Here is a 19,685-nt window from a genome sequence, read left to right on the forward strand (position 1 = left end):
AAGGACAAGACCAATGACTGACGAGCGCGAGATCCACATCCACAACAACACGACCATGGACGCGAACGCCCACATCTTCACCGTGATCGGCACCGTTCTGGCGATCGGCGGCGTGGGGATGCTCGCCTGGGCCCTGTCCAATGCCGGGATGCTCGACCTGGCCGCGACTGGGCTCACCATGTTCGGCTTCCAGCTGGTGAGCATGATGATGAAGGTCGGCCTCATCGTTCTGCCGGAGAGGACCGACGGCAGCTTCGCCGAGACGTCCGGCCACCTGAAGACCTTCCTGCGCGAATTCCACGAATGGCAGGCTAGGTCGCCGATCTGGCGGCTCGCCGCGATGGCCCTGGCCTACACGATCGGCTTCCTCATCGTGCGCTGGGGACTGAGCGTCGGCCTCGGGATCTTCGCGAACATTTGGGTAGCCGGAGCTTCGGCCGCCATCGTGGCCTCGATCATCGTCGCCCCTCGGCTCTTCTCGAACATCTTCCACGCGATGAAGACGAAGTCCGGCGTCCAGATCAAAACAACGACCGACAAGGGACAGGAGGCAGCCTGATGGAGATCCTCATGCTCATGCTCGGCTTCGCGACGGCACTGCTCGCCGTGCCGCCGAAGGTGGCGAAGACCCTCCAACGAGCCGTGCGCCGCAAAGTCGGCCAGCTCATCCGAAAGAACACGAACAAGAAGGACAGCGTCTGATGAAGACCACACAGATCTCCACCGCCGTTGCGAGCCTGGCGCTGGCCACACTCGCCTTGACCGGATGCGTCGTCGAGAACGTCCCGGCCGGTGCTCAGGACCCGCAGCCCCCGGCGACCTCGGCACCGTCGACCGAGCCGGAGCCCCCGGGCGAGGAGGAGGGCGACGAGAGCACCGAGGACGGCAGTCAGGACGAGTCAAAGGCCGAGACGTCCGACCTCGGCGTCGAGGACGGGCAGACCCAATACCTCCGCGCAATCCAGAACTTCTCCCCCACGCTCGAGCGTTGGGTTCTCGATGAGGACGCGGAAGAGATCACCTACAGCCTCATCAACTGCGCCGGCCAGGCTGAATCCGAGGGCGTCGCGAACCTCGAGCAGGCCGCCGGCAGCGAGGGGACCGCTTTCGAAGCGACGTGGATCGGCAAATCGCCGCTTGAGAACGTCGCGGCCGAGTCAGTCCGACTCGAGATCACCGACGACATGCTGACGAACTTCTCCGACGTCGCCACCTCGCGCACGGAGATCGAGGCGGGGAACTTCTCGCGGATGTGCGTCGACGCCGGCGAGACCGCCGCCGACTTCGTCTTCTGAGACCCCATTGCAATGATCACCATGCTGTCTCAGGTCCACGAAGCCAACCGGACGCCGGCTCCCGATGCTTGAGCGCGAGGTCGAATCCCATCTGCTGGCCAGATGCCGGCAAATGGGCTTCCTCTGCATGAAGTTCACCAGCCCCGGGCGATCCGGTGTGCCCGACCGCGTCATCGTCACGCCGATGGGCACCGTGTTCGCCGAGACGAAGCGGCCCGGCGGGAAGCTCCGTCGGCTGCAGGAGGTGGTCATCGAGAAGATGCGCAGAGCCGGTGCCGAGGTCTACGTCGTCGACTCCGTCGCAGGCGTCGACGAGTTAGTCGAGCACCTTGCCACGAGGTAGTTCAGTGCATGTCCATCGGGGTCTGCCCTGCAGGACAGCGAACCCGAAGCCCGCGCACTCGTCCAATGAGGTCGGGATCGAGGGCATTCGACACAAGAGAGGAGAAGGTTGAGACATCGCTGGACAGAAAGGGTGCCTAACCTTCGAGTATGGTCGATATGTAGGCGTGAGACATGTTCGCTAAGTCCTCCGACTCTCGTGTGGCACCACCTTGCTGCCGGACTCGTCTGGGGGCTCCCGTGACCGTAGGACCTTCCAGGTGGGGTCTTTCCCACAGGCTGGGCTACATAAGATGTGTTCTTGGAATTTGTCCAAATTCGAAATAGTTGATAACTCTGTCACTCACACGTGATTCGACGGATGACATACCGCACCTTTAGAAGCTGTTCCGACAAGGGCTGAGTATTTGGCCAATACTCCCCGACTTGAGCTCTTATGAGCTACGCGATTGGCGGAACGTACAAGCAATTCGCTCTTGTCGACTTCCAGGTCAAGGCGGCGCTCGTTCAAGTTGAGTTTAATTGTGTCCCCATCACGTACAAGATCAATCGGACCACCGGACGCCGCTTCTGGAGCCACGTGAGCCACACAATTTCCCGTTGTTCCTCCCGAAAAGCGACCATCAGTGATCAGTAACGTGGTCGCGCCTAGTCCCGCTCCCTTTATCGCCCCCGTGACTGCAAGCATCTCTCTCATGCCTGGTCCGCCTTTCGGCCCCTCACCTCGAACGATGACTGCTGTATTGGCTGTAATCTCGCCAGTGGCAATGGCATCGAGACATTCGCGTTCACCCTCGAAGACTCGCGCAGTCCCATCGAATTTCTCATAGGAGAAACCCGCAGCCTTTGCGACTGCTCCATCCGGTGCCAAGGTCCCGCGCAGAATTGTAAGTCCGCCAGTTGCACGGTACGGCTGCCCGGTACTGTATAGGACTTTGCCATCGGGTGAAGGAGGGTCAATGTCTTCGAGGTTCTCGGCGACCGTGCGTCCAGTCACTGTTAGGCAATCCCCATGGAGCAGATCGGCATCGAGAAGCGCCCGCATGACCACAGGGATACCGCCAACGCGGTCGACGTCACGCATGACGTGGCGACCGAAGGGTTTTACGTCTGATAGCAGCGGCGTGCGATCAGAAATTGCCCCAAAATCGTTCAAAGTCAGAGACACGTTAGCTTCATTTGCTATGGCCAGAAGGTGAAGCACAGCGTTAGTCGACCCGCCTAACGACATCAAAACAGCTATCGCGTTCTCAAATGCCTCACGGGTAAGCACGTCTCGCACGGTCATACCGCTCCGAATCATCTCCATGACAGCTGTGCCGGAGTCTCGTGCCACAACGGTTCTGCGCTTGTCCACTGCCGGCGGCGAAGCGCTACCTGGCAAAGAAAGACCTAACGCCTCCCCCATGCTGGCCATCGTGTTCGCGGTATACATGCCAGCGCAGGCTCCTTCACCCGGGCAATAGGATCGTTCGATCGCATCGACGTCTCCCCGCTCGATCTTTCCTGCCTGGCAAGCACCGATCGCCTCGAAGGCATCAATGATCGTGACCTCACGATTCGTGCCATCCAACATTCTAGCCAGACCAGGTAGAGATGTGCCGGCATAGACGAAGACTGATGCCAGGCCCAGACGCGCGGCTGCCATCATCATTCCCGGAAGTGATTTGTCACACCCGGCGAAGAGCACTGTCCCATCGAGCCTCTCGGCTTCGACCACGGTTTCAACAGAATCAGCGATGACCTCGCGCGAGACCAGCGAATAGTGCATTCCGTTATGACCCATGGAAATTCCGTCCGAAACAGAGATCGTGCCAAACTCAAGCGCGACTCCGCTAGATTCGCGGACGCCCTCTTTGGCGGCGGCGGCAAGCCTCTGCAACGAGAGGTTACACGGTGTGATTTCATTCCAACTCGAACCAATACCAATTTGAGGTTTGTCAAAATCGGCTTCGTTAAGCCCAACCCCACGAAGCAATCCCCTCGCGGCTGCCTTCTCAATTCCATCAGTGACATCACGTGAACGGGGCTTCAAAGTCGACCGCTTCGTTTCTGAGTTGGTGCGAGTATTAGATGACATGGAGCTCCTCGTGTATTGCTTCGTGTATTCTCTTGGCATTGGGCCCGCGCTATCGTTTCAAAGGCTGGGTACAAACTTTGCTATACATGGCTTATGCCTACAACGCTGTAGCGCTACTAGTACTTGCGGCACCACCCGAGGGGATCAATCGCTATGAACGAGAACGCAGACGAATCTGCGAAACGCCGATCTGCATTAGCAGCCTTTCTCAAACAAAAACGAAAGGGGCTTCCTCGTGACATACTGGACTTGCCACTTGGTCCTCGTGGTCGCACAGTCGGATTATCCCGCGAGGAAGTGTCGTATCACGCCTCGGTGAGCATGACGTGGTACACCTGGCTGGAGCAAGCACGAACAATCCAGCCATCGAGGGCGGTACTTCTTTCCATTTCCACCGCATTGCAATTGAATGAACAAGAACGTAGTTACGTCCTTCATTTAGCCGGTTATTCTGGCGCTCCTCAACCAAGCCGCGACAGAAACCTGGAAACGCTGCCCGAATCAGTTCAGCAGTTGATGGATTCCATCAATCCAAACCCTGCCTACGCAATCTACACCGACTGGTTTTTCGCCGGATGGAACAGCGCCTATGAGTCACTATTCCCACGAGTAGCGCAGGTACCAGCAGAAGAACGAAACCTCATCTCGATGATCTTCACGGAAGACTCTGTTCGCCGTCTGATGCCCGACTGGGACACCGATAGCCACCGATTCCTAGCTCAATTTCGTGCGGAAGCTGCACCACACTTCGGACAACCAGAAGTCGCGTATATGGTCGACGATCTATTCGAGAACAGCAGCGATTTCCGTTCGGGGTGGAAAAGTAAAGATCTTGAGCTCTTCAGTGCCCGTCCCCGCCGCTTCAACCATCCAACTTGCGGAAACTTGTATCTCCATCAGCACCGGTTGTCCGCTCCCGAACACCCTCACATACTAATTGTTGTCTACACTCCGGGCGATAGCGAGAGCGCTGCTCGGCTACAAACGGCCACCATCTGATCTAGTCGCATGCGCCCGTTACATGCATTTGCATGTAACGGGCGCATGTTCATATCCGTCCCTGACGTCATAGATCTCGGACGTACGAAGATACTAGATGAATTCGGCCTTGTATGGGGACGTGAGGACTATAAAAGGTCATCGTCCCACGTTCCGCGTAAGCTCGCCCTTGTTAGCAACGTGGTCCGCTGGCTCGCGTCGGGACCAGAAGCCCGCGACCAGAGACCCGGAGATGTTGTGCCACACCGAGAATATTGCCGCTGGCAGAGCCGCAGCTGGGGAAAAGTGCGCAGTCGCTAGTGCGGCTGCTAGACCAGAGTTCTGCATTCCAACCTCAATGCTGATCGCTCGACAGCCGGATACCGGCTGCCTACACAGCTTCGCAATGATGTATCCACACGTGAGCCCGGCCAGATTGTGCAAAACCACAGCTACGACTAGCAACAATCCAACAGCTAGCAAGGTGTCTGCCGATCCTCCTACCACTGTAACGACAACTGCAGTGATCCCCAGTACTGATACGAACGGCAAAATTGGAACAATCGCATTCACCATCCTGGGAAAAAATACTCGAAGTAGGATGCCCACAGTAATTGGCACAAGAACTATCTGAAGTATCGATATAAATAGATCGCCACCCGACACTGGTAGAAATGTCCCGCCCAGCCATAGAACCAGGAGAGGAGTCAGAAGCGGCGCAAGCAACGTAGACACAGTTGTCATTGCGACAGAAAGCGCTGTATCGCCTCTGGCAAGGTAGACCATCACATTTGAGGCAGTTCCGCCTGGGGCCGCTCCTACGAGCACCATTCCCACTGCAAGCTCGGGAGGAAGTGACAACAGGACCGCCAGCAGGTATCCGATAAGCGGCATGATCGTGTATTGCGCGACAACACCAAACATTAGGGCGAGCGGGCGGCGACCAATGTTTTTGAAATCAGCGAGCGTGAGTGTCATGCCCATGCCGAGCATGATCATGGCCAACATCCACGGCACAGCCGGGCCCCAATACGAGAAGGTGTCGGGCGTCAATAGCGCGATAGCTGCCGCTATCAAAACAATCAGTGGAAACCATGCCCCAGTGAAACGACTCAACTTCTCCATTGAAACTGACCTTCCTCGTTGGTTTAAAGTTATCCCAGTCTCGATCAGGAGCCCCAGACTGGGAAGAGCGTGGTAGTTCTGGTACTTGCACTACCACCTTGTGGAGGTCACAGTAGCTTGCTCTGCGAGGTCAGAAGCGAAGTCGTCCGCTTGATACGGCGAGCCTGCACAAGAGTAGGCTCGAACTCGCCGTCCACGCCGATGTCACTTTCTGGTCCGCAGTTCGCCAGAAACGGCACTGAATTGACCTTTCGGGCTGAGTAGATTTCCTCGTCTCGAAAATTAGTCTTCTCGACGCGGCCGACCGGGCGCAGTCCGGCTAAGGACGTGTACTGTAAGTGTCATCTGAGGCGGAGGACGAAGCTGGCGATGATGATCTCACTGGTGTAGTAGGCGGCATGTTTGGCATAACGAGTCGCCAAGTCACGAAACTATTTGAACCCGTTGAAGCACCGCTCAACAAAGTTCCGGCGTTCGCATTCTTCCCTATCAAAAGCAGGCGAGCGTAATCCGGCGGGTCCTTTCGCCTGGCGACGGCCGATCTGATCAGATCTCTCCGGACAGGTGAACCGCACCTTCTTCGCCCGCATTGCGGCCCTGGTTGACGGGTGCGAATACGCTTTATCGGCCAGCACTGCTTCCGGGATGGGGCGTGGCCGGCCGGGGCCGGGGCGGCGAACACTGATCTGCTCCAGCAGCGGCAGCAGCTGAGGTTTGACTCCGACTCGGCCCTCGGTGAGGATGATGCTCAGCGGTATGCCCGCTCCATCGACTGCCAGGTGGATCTTCGAGGTCAGTCCTGCGCGGGATCGGCCGAGGCATTCTCCGGCCACTGCAAGGTCCTCGACCGGATCAGTGCAGCCCCCTTTTTGCGGGCACCAGCTGCATGCTGGTGCGCCCGAACGGAGGTCGAGTCCACCGAGACCACCCACTCGAGGTCGCCGGTGGCGTCGTCCTTGACGACGGCTTCGTCGAGGATCGTTGCCCAGGTGCCGTCCATGGTCCAGGTCCTGAACCGTTCGTGGCAGGTCTTCCGCGGTCCGTACCTGTCGGGCACATCTCGCCACGGTGCTCCGGTGCGCAGTTCCCCCAGGATCCCATTGATCACCTGTCGGTGATCGCGCCACCTGCGGCCCTTGCCATTGGCCGGTAGCAGTGGGGAGATGGCCTCCCATGCTTTGTCGGTGAGTTCTCCGCGTCCAACCATGTGCCCAGATGAGCAGAAATCAAGACCGATGAATAGCAGCCACGCCGCCGACACGAACACTTACAGGACACGCGCTATGAGGAATCTGGAATAAGTCTCGGAACTCTCGGACATACGACACATATAGCACGGGATTCCAAGCAGCGAGGTTACCACGTCAATCACGTCGAGATTGGCGAACGTGTTCTTTCGCAAGCTGCAACATCTGTCGAAACTCCTCGTCCCTGTCATCTGTTTCATCGATGTAGCCCTCATCGACTGTCAGCACCTCAAGAGCTTCAGCAAAGGTCAAGCCTTCGCCGCGACTCTTTTTAAGCAATATATCCGGCTCAGCGACGTCGCTGTCATGTATCGGATCTTGGATCTACCTCGTCTGGCGTGCCGATTCGGGCCCCAGTTGTTGCATCGAAAAGGTGCGTTGTTTCACGTCGCGGAAGTACGACGATGGAGTCTTCGGCGACGGGGTGTTTGCGTCCGTCGACTCGCACGATTAAAGCGTGTTCGCCCTCCGGCAAATCGACAGTGCCGTGGAGATAGCCGTCCGCTCCGAGTTCCTCGATAAGTCGAGTCTTTACACTGATGCCTGGTGTGTCGTCCTCGCGGATCTCGAAGTCCTCTGGGCGTACTCCAACGGTAACTCGATCCCCGTTGATCGTTGCTCGCACTTCCGGTGCTACCGGTATGACTGCGCTTCCCAGAACAAGACCCTCGTCAGAAACAGCCACCTCGGCGAGGTTCATAGCGGGACTTCCGATGAAGCTGGCCACGAATGTGTTGACAGGGTGGTCCAAGAGTTCTCGAGGTGTCCCGACTTGCTGCAGTTCCCCGAGCTTGAGAACAGCGATGCGATGTCCCATTGTCAGTGCCTCGGTTTGATCGTGAGTGACGTACACGGTCGTCACTCCAATTTTTCGCTGCAAGGACGCGACCCAGGTGCGAGTTTGTACTCGGAGCTTTGCATCGAGATTCGACAGTGGCTCGTCCATCAGGAAGACCCTGGGCTCGCGAACAATCGCTCGTCCCATTGCTACTCGTTGGCGTTGCCCGCCCGACAAGGCTTTGGGCTTTCGGCCGAGATAGTCGACGAGATCGAGTTGCTCGGCGACCTCCTTGATACGCCGCTCTCGTTCAGGCTTCTTCACTCCGGCTACTTTCAAACCGAATCCGATGTTGTCAGCGACTGTCATGTGAGGGTACAGAGCGTAGTTCTGGAAGACCATCGCAATGTCGCGATCCTTGGGCTCGACCATCGTCATGTCTTCATCACCAATAAAGATCTTTCCTGAAGAAACGCCTTCAAGACCGGCAAGCATACGCAATGCGGTCGACTTTCCGCATCCTGATGGGCCAACGAGGACGAGGAATTCGCCGTTCTCGACTTCGAGGTTCAGGTCGTTGACTGCAGGCCGGTCGGTGTGTGGGTACTGCAAAGTGACTCCGTCATAAGTGACTTTAGCCATGAGGTTTGCCTTTCGTGGAGAAGGGTCCGGACATTCGTCCCGACGTGGGAGTCAGGCGCTGAAGTGCAGGTCGGCGTTTATGATCGCGTTCAAGGACTTCTCGACAGCCGGGCGCGGATCGAAGGCGTAGCTGCCGGCACCAAAGAGCTCGATCGTCATCCAGCCGTGGTAGTCGTGGGCGGCGAGGGAAGTGAGAATGTCGAGCATTGGCAGATCGCCGTCTCCCAGAGCAAGGTGACCAGTGGGGTTTCCGTCGACGAGGTGAACGTGCTTGACCCTCGTGCCAAACATTGAGAAGTACTCGTCAACCTCTTCACCAGCAGCTATCATCGCCACAGTGTCGAGTACGATCCCAAGGGAATCGCAGCGGATTTCGGCCAATGCACTAGCTGCCTCGGCAGTCGACGTTACAAGATTTGACTCAACCCGCTGTAGAGGTTCGAGTACACACTCGACTCCTAGATCGGTCGCATAATCGGTGATTGCCCCGAGAGCGTCAATGCAGCGAGTCCACGCGTCGGCTGTGGGTTCGGACTCGAACCCTCGGCCGGAGGTGAGAAAAAGTAGTGGAGTTCTGTCCCCGTTTGTGAATTCGACTGCAAGCTCAGCAGCGCGCTTGAACATTGCAATGCTCGCAGCTCGCAGACTTTTGTCCGGCGATGCAATGTTGACTGGGTACGCCACCTGCTCTGGAGTGAAGCAGACGATCTCCAATCCGCGCGATTGCGCTTCACCTGCGATGATTCGCGCGTCTTTGTCCGAGAGTGCCGGAACGTGCAATTCCGGGGCGATTCCCCACAGTTCGATCGCCGACCTATCCAAGTCCGCCATGTCGTCGAGACACTCGCGCAAAGGTCGGTGTTGGTAGGAAAAGTTGGAACCAGCAATCCGCGTGATCATCGGTGTCGCAGGCGCGTCGACTGCGTGAACGTTCGTGATGTGGCTATCCGAGGTCATTTGCCCATCCCGTCCGCAACGCCTTTAATGAAGTAGCGCTGACTGATCAAGAAGATAACGATGACCGGAACTGCGGCGATAACCATGCCTGCGAATACCACCGGAAAGTCTGTGCCGAATCGACTCATGAGGCTCGTCAGCCCGATGGGTAGCGTTTGAACTCCGCTTCCACTGGTGAACACCATTGCGAATATGTACTCGTTCCAGGCAAAGAGCACATGCAGTATGACAGCAGAAATGATGATTGGAGTCGACATCGGCAGAATGATGCGCCAGAAGATTGTCCACCTACTCGCACCGTCTACTTCAGCCGCTTCATCGACTTCGGCTGGCAGGTCGATCATATAGGACCGGATCAGGAACGTCGTGAAAGGGACACGGAAAGCGGTATAGAGAATCATGAGTGCCCAGAACGTGTCATAAAGCCCGAGAGCTTGAAACATGCGAACGAGGGGAACCAAAGCCACGGGAGGAGCTAGCATGAGACCACCGAGAATGAGCCCGGTCCAAAACCGATTGAACGGGATTGTCACTCGAGTGAGCCCGTAGGCAGCCCACGCGCTGATGAAGACGGTCGTGAGGGTCGAAGTAACCGTCACGAGCACACTGGTGACCATATAGTTGCTGACCCCTTGATTCCACGCGTCAACGTAGTTGCTCCACTTCCAGTCGATTGGAAGCGCGAAGGGGTTGCCGAAAAGTTCGGCATTCGTCTTGAATCCGTTTCCAACCATCCATAGCAATGGGTAGAAGACGATGACGGTAAGTCCGATGAGAAGCGACCATAAGAGAATGCGGGTGATGAGCCCGAGAAACTGTGTGCGTTTCACAGCTCCACCTTTCTTTTTCGGGTGTACCAGAGCTGGAAGAGGCCGATGCCGAGAGTGACGATGAAGATGACGGTCGCGATCGCAGCGGCATAACCGAAATCATTACGGACGAAGCCGTTTCGGTACAGCCAGGTGCCCAGAACCTGGGTTGAATTGCTGGGGCCCCCGCTCGTCATCACCATGACCTCGTTGAACACTTGGAACGCGCCCGAGATCGTTACGATCGTCAGCAGGCCAGACATTTGCCTGACCAATGGAACTGTGATGGTGATGAACCGTCGGATCGGGCCGATTCCATCGAGTTGCGCAGCCTCGAAGAGTTCGGTCGGGATCCGTTGTATTGCGACAGTGAAGAGAAGCGCGGTATAGCCGAAGCCTTGCCATTGGCTCATGACAATGATTGACAGCATCGCTGTGCTCTGTTGACCGAGCCACGGTTGCGCCCATTGCTCGAGCCCGATCGCAGTCAGTGCGCTATTGAGTATGCCGATGTTCGGTTCGTAGATGAAATAGAAGAGGAGTCCGGCCACGGTGATCGAGATCGCCGAGGGGATGAAGTATGTAACTCGAAGTGCGTTGCGAAGTCGTGAACTCCTCACGCTTTCGACTCCGGCCGCGACGACCAGTGCACCGCCCACTTGGCAGATGACTGACACAATCGCATAGAGAATGTTGTTGAACAGAGACCGCCAAAAAATCGGATCGTTGAGGAGGACTTCGAAGTTCCTCATCCCGATGAATTCGCTCGCACCTGTAAAAATATCTGACCTCTGGGTGGAGTATCCGAAGTTCTGTGCCAGCGGCAGGTAGACGAATGCTGCGAGTACAAGGACTGCCGGAGCGAGCCACAGGCTTCCGCGCCACTTATGAAATGTTGAGTACATCTTGGTCGATTCCTAGTTGATCAGTCGAACTTTGCCGGCTCAGGTCTTCAGAAGGTCCAGCGAACTCGTTGAATGCGACCTAGGGGACGAGTTCGTTGGCCTTCTGTACGTTTTGAAGGGCCTCTTCTGGTGTTGCATCCCCAGTGATCAACGCTTGGCCTGCAGACAACCACGCGTCGGAGACCCGCGGCACGGTGGCAGTGTCCAACCAGGCGAAGAGCTGGGGCGCTGAATTGATTTCCTGGACGCCTTCGTACACGGAGCTACCCGAGTTCTCCTGGGTGACCGCATCAATGACAGTGCTCGGTTGACCGTATGGGGCAGCCGAGAGAGCCTCCGCGTTCTCCTTCTCTGTAGCGAACTTCATGAAGTCCAGGGCCAGGGATGCACGCGGCGACTTGGCGTTGATCATGTAGCCTTCCGGCGCTCCTTCCAGGGCATTAGGGTTGCCATTGCCCCCCTCGGGGGCAGGCATTTGAAAGAAGTCGAACGTCCCCTGCTTCAATCGCGAACCTTCGCCTGCTGAACTCTCGAACTCCAGAATCTCCTGGTAGTACATTGCCGATCGTTCATTTGCCAGGTCTTCCTGTGCCGTCGTATACAGCACACCGTTGGAGCCGTTTTTGCTACTCGTGCATTGAGTGACGAGTTCTTTGAACTGTCTGAGGGCCTCAACGTAACCGGGGTCGTCCCACGACGCTGTCTTCGGATCAAAATCGCGTTGGAGCACATCACTGGGGACGTTGTAGGCGAACAGCTGTTGGAGATAGTGCAGAGCAGGCCATCCGTCCTTGTTGCCAAAGGAGATCGGCACGTATCCGGCCTCGCGTAGCGGTCCGCACACACTGAGAAGGTCGTCGAAGGTCGTAGGCACCTTCACTCCAGCTTTTTCAAATGCCCGTTCGTTGTATCCCATGAACTTAGCGTTGTTGTACAGCGGAACAGCGTAGTAGCCGCCGTCGAGTTCAAACGCCTTGAGGGCGGCCTTACCGAATGTGTCTCCCCACTCGGTGCCCGGGGCAATGACATCGGTGAGGTCGGCGGCGAGACCGCCGTCGACAAAGTTCGTAGCCCACTGACCAGTCCAACTGAAGTAGATGTCCGGTAGTGATCCCGATGCAGCAAGGGTCTTCGTTTTGTCTTTTATCGATTGGTCGGTCTCCTGGATCAAATCAAATGTCACATCCGGGTGCAGTTCTTTGTAGTCCGCAGCCAGGTCAGAGAAATACTGTTGGTCCGGTTCGCCACCGAATTTTGTGAGAATACTGATCGATCCGGTGAAGTCAGGATCGGATGTGATGTCGGCATCTGGAACATCACTCGGTTTGGTCGTGCACCCGACCAACATCAATGCCACACCAATCACCAGGACTTTGCCAAGGTTCTTCACGTTGAGCATCCTTTATCCTTTCCCGGCCGGGACTATTGCCCGTACCCAAAGAGTTCGCCGGTGAACCCTAGTGCACGGACTCAGCCAATCGTCTTGACCTGACATGAGACCGGTTCCATATCGTGAGTTCGATTCTGACGTGACTGGCAACACATTTCAAGAGCATTGGGCAAAAAATCTGAAAAGAAGACTGGAACCGAGGAGATCGGGGCGAAAGTTGCCGTCACGATTGACCAGCAGATTGGCGGTGTGTAAGTATGGTCATCACTGATACCGGTATCACGTTGCCGGAGTGCGACGTGTGGAAAGGATGACAATGCTCGACTTCAAAGAACAGGAATTTCGTACTCAGATCGGTAGCGCCGTCGGCCTCCGCCCACAGATCGAGGAGCTCGTCGATCTATTGCAACAGCAGGGGATCGACAATGTTCTGCTTGTCGGCTCCGGTGGCACGTACGCCCAGATGCTGCCCTACGAATATTGGGCTCGCCGTATGTCAACACTGCCGATCCGAGCCGCGATCTCAAAAGAGCTTGTCGAATCAGGTGAAGCACTGCTGAGTGAGTCCACTCTCGCGGTCTTTACGTCTGTATCGGGAACTACCGCTGATGTACTCGAGGCGATCGAGTATGTGAAGGCGGAGGGAGCCACGACCGTGGCGTTTACAGGGCACCCGGATTCCGCTATCGCCAAAGCGGTCACTCATTCACTCGTCTCGCAACCGAAGACGTGGCCTTTCGACATGCAGCTCTTACTCTTGATTGGCCGACTTCTGTCTGTTCGGGGAGAGTTCTCGGACTATGCGACTGTCGCTGGCGAGCTGATGGGGCTTCCGGACGCACTCCTTTCGGTAGCGAGGAAGGCTGAGGCTCAGGCTGAGACATTTGCGGCAGCGCATAAAGCCACTGACTATCACTTCCTTATTGGTGGTGGACCGCTTTGGGGTTTCACTTATCTGTTCTCCATGTGCATCCTCGAAGAGATGCAGTGGTTAAGGACGACACGTGTCAATAGCTCCGAGTTTTTCCATGGCTCGCTCGAACTTCTCGAAGACGATACCTCTGTGTTGATCTTCAAAGGAGAGGACGAAACTCGTGTTCTCACCGAACGTGCTGAGAAGTTCGCGAAGCGCATTTCAAAGGACGTCACCGTCTTCGACACCAAGGACTACGAGCTCACAGGTTTCAGCCCTGTCACGCGCGCCCTTATTGGCCCGATCGTCATGGACACCGTGATGGACCGAGTGGCAAAACATCTCGCGAAAGTCCGCGATCATTCGCTCGACATCCGCCGCTACTATCGCGTCATGGATTACTGACGTCTGTATACGTCGGGGTGAAAGCGCGGCCGATCCTGCCCCCCGGCAATACTGCAGACATCCACACATGTTCGCCGGCAATTGGTGCCGTCTGTATCCCCGGAAGAGAGGAACTTGGTCGAGTGAGAATACTGGGGTTTGGCGATAATATCGTCGATCGTTATTTGGATCGTGGGCGAGATTACCCTGGTGGAAATGCTGTCAACGTTGCTGTGTATGCCCGCCGGCTCGGGGCCGTCGCTTCGTATCTCGGAGTCTTTGGTGACGACGACCTGGGGGTCTTCCTCCGCAACGCAATCGATTGCGAAGGCGTTGAAACTGATCGGTCGATAGTACGGTCTGGTGAATCTGGGATTTCGACTTTGAAGGTCGTCGACAGGGACCGCAGCTTCGGCGGTTGGAACGGCGGAGGAATCACGGTCTCAAATCCAATTGACCTCGATGAGGGTCGTCTTGGGTACGCGGCAACCTTCGATCTTGTCCACTCCGGCGTCTACTCCGGCACTGAGAGCCAGCTACACAGGCTCAGATCGTCGCCAGCATTAGTCAGCTTCGACTTTTCAAGCGAGGCTGCCTACCGGACGGACGACTACGTTAGGTGCGTCGCACCTTGCCTCGATTTGGCTCTAGCGTCGTATTCCGACCTTGGCGTAGGCGATGCTCGACAGCACATGCAGCGACTCATCGACGCCGGTGCCGCATTGGCCTTAGGGACGCTCGGTGAGCGTGGCTCCGTCGTGACCGACGGGTACCGATGGGTTGATGTCCCGGCGGAGACTATAAAGGACCCGACAGCGATCGTCGATACCATGGGATGCGGTGACGCATTTTTGGCTGGCTTCGTCGTTGAACTTTTCGGCCGCGGGTGGCGCAAGGGGAAGTTGGTGACGGACAAGCAACTTATGACAGCTCTACATGCCGGCGGTCGTTCAGCGAAGTACCAGTGCTTCGTCGAATCAGCCTTTGGACGAGGACGCGCCTCGCCAAAATCGTGAAACCGTCTGGTCAACCGTAGAATGTCGAAGAAGGACAGACGACGACAGTCACCTCTCCTGCGAAAGGACACCTGTGACCCGGAATCCCACCATCTCGGAGGTAGCCAAGGCGAGCGGCGTAGGCAGAGCAACTGTCGCCCGAACTCTCGGCGGGTACGGTTACGTCAGCGAAGCAACTCGAAAGCGCGTTCTGACCGTGGCCGACGACCTTGGCTACCGGCCCAATCGACTCGCCCAGAGCATGTCTACCGGCAGTACCAGGACGATTGGACTCGTCATTGCCGACGTGTCGAACCCGTTCTTCGGCGACGTTGTCCGCGGGGCTTCCGACACTGCGATGGCTAACGGTTTCGACACTCTCCTTGTCAGTACCTATGAAGATGTCGGAAGCGAAGTTGCTGCAGTCAAGCTTTTGGTCGACAAACGAGTCGACGGCATCATTCTGTCTACTGCAGTACGCGGAATGGACGATATCGGGCACCTTCAGATTGCTGAGCAGCATTCGATTCCGATCGTCCTGCTTGACCGTTCGGTTCCTCGAGTCCAATTTGACTCAGTCATAATCAACAATCGGGAGTCGGTTAGGAACTCGATCTCCGCCCTCATCTCACACGGTCATACGCGAATCGGCTACGCGTGGGGGCCACCGGTCGCTGAACGTCCAAGGTGGCAAAGCGGCCTTTCGGATGCCGCTCGCAATGATTTGTGGACTGATGGCGAACGCATGATGGGGTACCTGGATGCCCTCGCCGGCGAGGGGATAGAGCTTGATATTGACCTCGTCATGTTGGGCGAGAAAAATGAAGAGCACGCTGCAGCTGAAGTATCAAGAATGCTTGGCCTCGCCGACCCACCGACGGCGTTCTTCTGCACGGAGACTGAAGCGCTCACTGGAACACTGTCCGCGATCCGCGAGGCCAGTTTAAGCATCCCTAAGGACGTGTCGATTATGGGGTTCGACGACAGTTCTTGGGCTGCAGTCTTCGAACCACCCATCTCGATGATCAAGCAACCTACGCGCGAGCTGGGGGTTCGAGCCAGCAATCTCCTTCTGGAAAGGATCAACGGAATCGCTGAAGATCCCCGCATCGAGGAGCTTGAGACCGAGGTCATCTGGCGCTCATCCATCGGGCGTCCACTCCACGTCGAGAAATGATTCTGCGTTTGTACTGGTTCGATCCCCTTGTTCTTATCCGTCCCTGACGTCATAGATCTTGGGCACACGAAGTGACTAGATGGATTCGGGCGTGCTTAGAGGCGTGCGAACTATCTAGTCCCCCAGGAAAAGCAACGCGGGTCCGGCTGTAGACAGTTCGGGCTCACGGACATGGACTTCGAGCAGCATCGGTGCGGCGAATGTCGCCGCGTCTAGCACACTGGGGTCCACAGGCATCAAGACAGCCTGGAGGCGAGCCAGCCATTGAACGAAAAGGCCAGCGCCAGGATCAATGAAAGACTGCAGATAAGGCGGTCAGCACGGCGGCTAAGAAGACTCGATGGCGAGCCATGCCAACATCAGGTGAACTCATATAGTGAGAACATCAAAGCTGTCGCATGTCGCCCGAGTGACGGGAAATCATCGAGAACTCGCTTCCCATCCAGCATCGTCGCTGCAACATTGCCGGCGTACACAGCCCAGCGATCGAGGGATGCTGAATTCTTCAGCTCCGAATGGTCCAGACAGTCGCTTCCTTAATCGGCAAGATGTCCTCGCGAGGTGGCGCGACGACGATCTTTGACGTCGTCCTTGGGTGGTGTCAAAGCAATGCGCAGATCCTGTTCGGCAGTGAGAACATCCCCTCCGAAATGCTTCCTTGCGGCCGATGCTGCCGAAGAACGGTCGTTTCCCGGCCAGAAATGGGTCAAAAGCAAACGTTTAGCGCCCGCTCGGTCGGCCCAGATGCCGGCTTCGGCTGCGGTGAGCAGGTTACGATCGGTGTTCTCGAGCTCACCTGGCCTGTCAGTTGCGTCAACGATGTAGAGGTCCGCATTGTGGCCGAGATCGGCTAGGGCTGGGTGCGGTCCGGTATCGCCGGTGAAGGCGACCGCTGCAGTCGACGTTTCGAGACGAACGCCGTAGTTTGGGACGAAATGCCGAAGTGCCACGCTGCTAAGCTCAAAGGGCCCGACGTCGTAGCGGCCAGGCAGTGGATAGATATCGAATGCCGAACGCATGTCGATGCCCGGCTCCAACGTATTGAGGCGATCGACCGCTCCTACCGGGCAATACAGCGGCAGCTTACTCATTCGTGGCTGGGTATAGTGTCGAAATCGAAACAAGCCATGAACGTCGATGCAGTGGTCCGGGTGTTCATGCGTGATGACCACGGCGTCAATATCGGCATCGGGCACATGACTGAGCAGACGTGGGAAAGTACCGTAACCAAGATCGAGCACGAGGCGAAACCCGTCCCAATCGATGAGGTAGCCACTGCAGGCCTCTCCCATCACAGGATGCGCAGCGGAGGCACCGAGGACTGTGAGCGTAGGCATGCTGTGAGCGTTTCACGTCCTCGCCTCATCGTCCACAGCCCGTTATCCTGCTTCTGAGTGTTGCCAGAAGACCGCCGTCTATCGCTGCCGCTCACGATCGAGGGCTTTGAACACAAGTGAGGAGAAGGTCACGACATGGTTGGACAGAAAAAGGGTCAGACGGTCGAGTACGTACGAGTCAGCGAATCCGACCAGGACCAGGCGCGGCAGGTCGAGGCTGTCGCAGAGGTCGACAGGCTGTTCGCCGAGAAGGTCAGCGACAAAAGCGTCGACGACCGGAGGCAGCTCCAGGAGATGCTTGCCTCTATGTCTGCGAGGGCGACTTGGTCCGGGTGAATTCGCCCGACCGGCTGTCGCGGTCGACAACTGACCTGCTCTCGCTCGTCGAGGACCTGAAGGGCAAGGGAGTCGCGGTCGAGTTCGTCGGCAGCAGGGCCCTAAACATCGACACCCCGCAAGGCGCGTTCATGCTCACAATTCTGGCCGCGGTCACACAGTTCGAGCGCGCCGTCATCCGGGAGCGCCAGGCCGAAGGGATCGCCATCGCGAAGACGAACGACGTCTACGAGGGGGAGCCGAAGCTCACAGGCAACCAGGTCTTCACCGCGAGCGAGCTCGGAGTCAGCAGGCAGACGCTGTACACGGCGCTGAAGGCCAAGTGCAGGTACGCGGCCGACGAGAAGGCTCAGTCCTGAGCACTCGTCGGGCGACGACCGCGAAGCTCGAACCGGGCGAGCACACGATCGACCGCGGCAACCCTCGGGAACGGAACGGCACCTGGCGACTGGACTGGTCGCTCAGGCTCCACGAAGGCACGGTCGTGCGCCACACGACCACGGGGACGGACGAGTCACTGGTACGGCGGAGGGCCCGGACGAAGGCCGAGCAGCTGCTCGCAGCGTCTGGGCCGACCTCGGCTCGGCTGCATGCGCTAGCCGCGGAGGTCGCCGCACTCTCCCCGCAGCAGCGCAGCGAGCTCGAGAGGCTCGTCGGCGACCTGATCGCGTGAGTCGTCTCGGAAAGGACCTTTCGGGACGTGACCGAGCAAGACCGACTTTTCGAGACCCGATCACCGGCCTCGCGCCGGGGATCGGGTCTCGTCTCGTCAGGGAGATGTCCACGAGACGCCGTGACCAGCGGCATCGTCAAGGCGGAGTCGCAATGGCCAACAAGTTCTTCGTCTTCGAGTTGTGTCCCGGCCTTACGTCGCTCCTTGCTGGCTTCGCTCGAACATGGCTCACAGACGGCCGATCGCTCCCCCGCCCGCATCAGTCAGGACGGTGCTCGGGAAGGCCCGACCGTGCCCGCCGCCGCGATCGCAGCTCCGACGAGCGCGGCCACTGCGCAGACGCCCAGGGCGCTGTTGACGCCGGATGCCGTGTGGACGCCGCCTGCCTGCCACACCGCGGAGACGACGGCGACGCCGGACCCGATGCCGAGGAGGTAGAAGATGCGCCCGAGCGGCCAGGCCGCTTCGTCGGCTCCGGCGGGCGTGTCGGAGGCGACGACCGCTTCGGCGGGCGACTCGACCGCACCGATGCCGGCCCCGACGACCGCCAGCGGAGCGAGGACGAACCACCAGGGCATCCCCGGCGCGATGTGCGCGAGCCAGACGACGCCGGCCGCGGTGCACACGAGCCCGGGCACGAGGAACCACACAACGTGGACCCGCCCTGCGTACTTCTCTGCGACCGGAGCAGTGAAGAGAGCGCCCAGGATGATCGGCATCAAGAGCAGGCCGGCGATCAGTGGCGAGTGCCCGACCTCGTCCTGGAGGTACCCAGACAGGGGCAGGAACACGCCCAGGCTGGCGAACTCCGTGAGCCCCCTGACGATGTTGCCTGCGACGAACCGGCGGCGTCGCAGCAGCCTCAGCGGAACTAATGGACGGTGGCGTCGCGCGTCGACCACGGCCAAGGTCGCGAGCAGCCCGAGCGCGCCGACCGCCACAGCAACGATGGGCACGGCCCCTGCGTCGAGCCGCGCGCCTTCGATCACGGAGAAGAACAGCGTCGCCACCGCCGCGGCGGCGACAAATGCCATCAGCGCGTCGCGCACCAAGACCGAGATCCGGCCTACCATGCGCCGGGCGGGCGGGAGTGTCCTCCAGACCGCGGCCGCCGTCACGGCCGCGAGCACGACGTCGAGGCCGAACAGCGCGCGCCAGGTCGTTGCCGTCGCCAGCGCTGCGGGCAGGACCGGTCCCAGCGCTGCAGCGAGCAGGGCTGCCAGCGCCTGCGCCTGGGCAGCCTCCTTAGCATCTGGCCCACCGTCGCCTCCGCGCACGAGACGATGCACGGGCAACGTTAGACCTTGAACCCGGGTTGAAGG

The 19,685-nt window shown here is 58.2% G+C and carries 18 protein-coding genes and 2 pseudogenes; 10 read left to right on the top strand and 10 right to left on the bottom strand.

Annotated features, from left to right (window positions below; genetic code table 11):
* Positions 1-13: 13 nt before the first annotated feature.
* From QYM46_RS13685 to QYM46_RS13700, 4 genes are all read left to right on the top strand, one after another.
* Entirely contained in the window at positions 14-559 is a 546-nt protein-coding gene (locus QYM46_RS13685; RefSeq protein WP_432789369.1) for a hypothetical protein, read from the top strand.
* Positions 559-702, top strand: a complete 144-nt coding sequence (locus QYM46_RS13690; protein WP_432789370.1) for a hypothetical protein — start codon at positions 559-561, stop codon at positions 700-702. Before QYM46_RS13685 ends, QYM46_RS13690 begins: the two co-directional genes overlap by 1 nt.
* A complete protein-coding gene (locus QYM46_RS13695) occupies positions 702-1,295 on the top strand; it encodes a hypothetical protein (RefSeq protein WP_432789371.1) in 594 nt (197 codons plus the stop codon). Before QYM46_RS13690 ends, QYM46_RS13695 begins: the two co-directional genes overlap by 1 nt.
* A gap of 112 nt (positions 1,296-1,407) precedes the next feature.
* Positions 1,408-1,638 carry a VRR-NUC domain-containing protein gene (locus tag QYM46_RS13700; RefSeq protein ID WP_432791741.1) on the top strand — a complete coding sequence of 77 codons (231 nt, stop codon included), beginning with the start codon at positions 1,408-1,410 and terminating at the stop codon, positions 1,636-1,638.
* A 342-nt stretch (positions 1,639-1,980) separates the two neighbouring features.
* Here the strand turns inward: QYM46_RS13700 and ilvD are convergent, their stop codons facing one another.
* Positions 1,981-3,717 carry a dihydroxy-acid dehydratase gene (gene ilvD / locus QYM46_RS13705; RefSeq protein ID WP_432789372.1) on the bottom strand — a complete coding sequence of 579 codons (1,737 nt, stop codon included), beginning with the start codon at positions 3,715-3,717 and terminating at the stop codon, positions 1,981-1,983.
* Positions 3,718-3,870: 153 nt separating this feature from the next.
* On the opposite strand from ilvD, the gene QYM46_RS13710 reads away from it, so the two are divergent.
* Positions 3,871-4,716, top strand: coding sequence for a helix-turn-helix transcriptional regulator (locus QYM46_RS13710; protein WP_432789373.1), 846 nt, complete (start codon positions 3,871-3,873; stop codon positions 4,714-4,716).
* 138 nt (positions 4,717-4,854) lie between these two features.
* On the opposite strand, the gene QYM46_RS13715 is transcribed toward QYM46_RS13710, so the two are convergent.
* The 7 genes and pseudogenes from QYM46_RS13715 to QYM46_RS13745 form a co-directional block, all read right to left on the bottom strand.
* Entirely contained in the window at positions 4,855-5,820 is a 966-nt protein-coding gene (locus tag QYM46_RS13715; protein ID WP_432789374.1) for a bile acid:sodium symporter family protein, read from the bottom strand.
* Between the two features lie 341 nt (positions 5,821-6,161).
* Positions 6,162-7,027, bottom strand: a pseudogene (locus QYM46_RS13720) (IS5 family transposase).
* A gap of 344 nt (positions 7,028-7,371) precedes the next feature.
* The gene (locus QYM46_RS13725; protein WP_432789375.1) at positions 7,372-8,487 is read right to left on the bottom strand and encodes an ABC transporter ATP-binding protein; all 1,116 of its coding nucleotides are present in this window, start codon (positions 8,485-8,487) and stop codon (positions 7,372-7,374) included.
* Positions 8,488-8,538: 51 nt separating this feature from the next.
* A complete protein-coding gene (locus tag QYM46_RS13730; RefSeq protein ID WP_432789376.1) occupies positions 8,539-9,318 on the bottom strand; it encodes a sugar phosphate isomerase/epimerase family protein in 780 nt (259 codons plus the stop codon).
* Between the two features lie 122 nt (positions 9,319-9,440).
* The gene (locus QYM46_RS13735; protein ID WP_432789377.1) at positions 9,441-10,274 is read right to left on the bottom strand and encodes a carbohydrate ABC transporter permease; all 834 of its coding nucleotides are present in this window, start codon (positions 10,272-10,274) and stop codon (positions 9,441-9,443) included.
* Positions 10,271-11,158: a carbohydrate ABC transporter permease gene (locus tag QYM46_RS13740; protein WP_432789378.1), complete on the bottom strand. Its 888-nt coding sequence runs from the start codon at positions 11,156-11,158 to the stop codon at positions 10,271-10,273. The genes QYM46_RS13735 and QYM46_RS13740 overlap by 4 nt, the downstream gene beginning before the upstream one ends.
* Positions 11,159-11,237: 79 nt before the next feature.
* Complete coding sequence (locus tag QYM46_RS13745) at positions 11,238-12,557, bottom strand: ABC transporter substrate-binding protein (RefSeq protein ID WP_432789379.1); 1,320 nt, start codon at positions 12,555-12,557, stop codon at positions 11,238-11,240.
* A 307-nt stretch (positions 12,558-12,864) separates the two neighbouring features.
* On the opposite strand from QYM46_RS13745, the gene QYM46_RS13750 reads away from it, so the two are divergent.
* From QYM46_RS13750 to QYM46_RS13760, 3 genes are all read left to right on the top strand, one after another.
* Complete coding sequence (locus QYM46_RS13750; RefSeq protein ID WP_432789380.1) at positions 12,865-13,866, top strand: SIS domain-containing protein; 1,002 nt, start codon at positions 12,865-12,867, stop codon at positions 13,864-13,866.
* Positions 13,867-13,988: 122 nt separating this feature from the next.
* Positions 13,989-14,861 carry a PfkB family carbohydrate kinase gene (locus tag QYM46_RS13755; protein ID WP_432789381.1) on the top strand — a complete coding sequence of 291 codons (873 nt, stop codon included), beginning with the start codon at positions 13,989-13,991 and terminating at the stop codon, positions 14,859-14,861.
* A 73-nt stretch (positions 14,862-14,934) separates the two neighbouring features.
* The gene (locus QYM46_RS13760) at positions 14,935-16,017 is read left to right on the top strand and encodes a LacI family DNA-binding transcriptional regulator (RefSeq protein ID WP_432789382.1); all 1,083 of its coding nucleotides are present in this window, start codon (positions 14,935-14,937) and stop codon (positions 16,015-16,017) included.
* 536 nt (positions 16,018-16,553) lie between these two features.
* Here QYM46_RS13760 and QYM46_RS13765 read toward each other — a convergent pair.
* Positions 16,554-17,354 (bottom strand): MBL fold metallo-hydrolase, encoded by an 801-nt coding sequence (locus tag QYM46_RS13765; RefSeq protein WP_432789383.1) that lies wholly within the window; start codon positions 17,352-17,354, stop codon positions 16,554-16,556.
* Between the two features lie 135 nt (positions 17,355-17,489).
* On the opposite strand from QYM46_RS13765, the pseudogene QYM46_RS13770 reads away from it, so the two are divergent.
* Both QYM46_RS13770 and QYM46_RS13775 read left to right on the top strand, forming a co-directional pair.
* Positions 17,490-18,049 (top strand): annotated as a pseudogene (locus tag QYM46_RS13770) (recombinase family protein).
* 125 nt (positions 18,050-18,174) lie between these two features.
* On the top strand, positions 18,175-18,363 hold the full coding sequence (locus tag QYM46_RS13775; RefSeq protein WP_432789384.1) for a hypothetical protein: 189 nt from the start codon (positions 18,175-18,177) through the stop codon (positions 18,361-18,363).
* 263 nt (positions 18,364-18,626) lie between these two features.
* Here QYM46_RS13775 and QYM46_RS13780 read toward each other — a convergent pair whose 3' ends face one another.
* A complete protein-coding gene (locus QYM46_RS13780; protein WP_432791742.1) occupies positions 18,627-19,652 on the bottom strand; it encodes an MFS transporter in 1,026 nt (341 codons plus the stop codon).
* Between the last annotated feature and the right edge of the window lie 33 nt (positions 19,653-19,685).

It is taken from the genome of Brevibacterium sp. K11IcPPYGO002 (genome assembly GCF_050920635.1).
GTDB lineage: Bacteria > Actinomycetota > Actinomycetes > Actinomycetales > Brevibacteriaceae > Brevibacterium.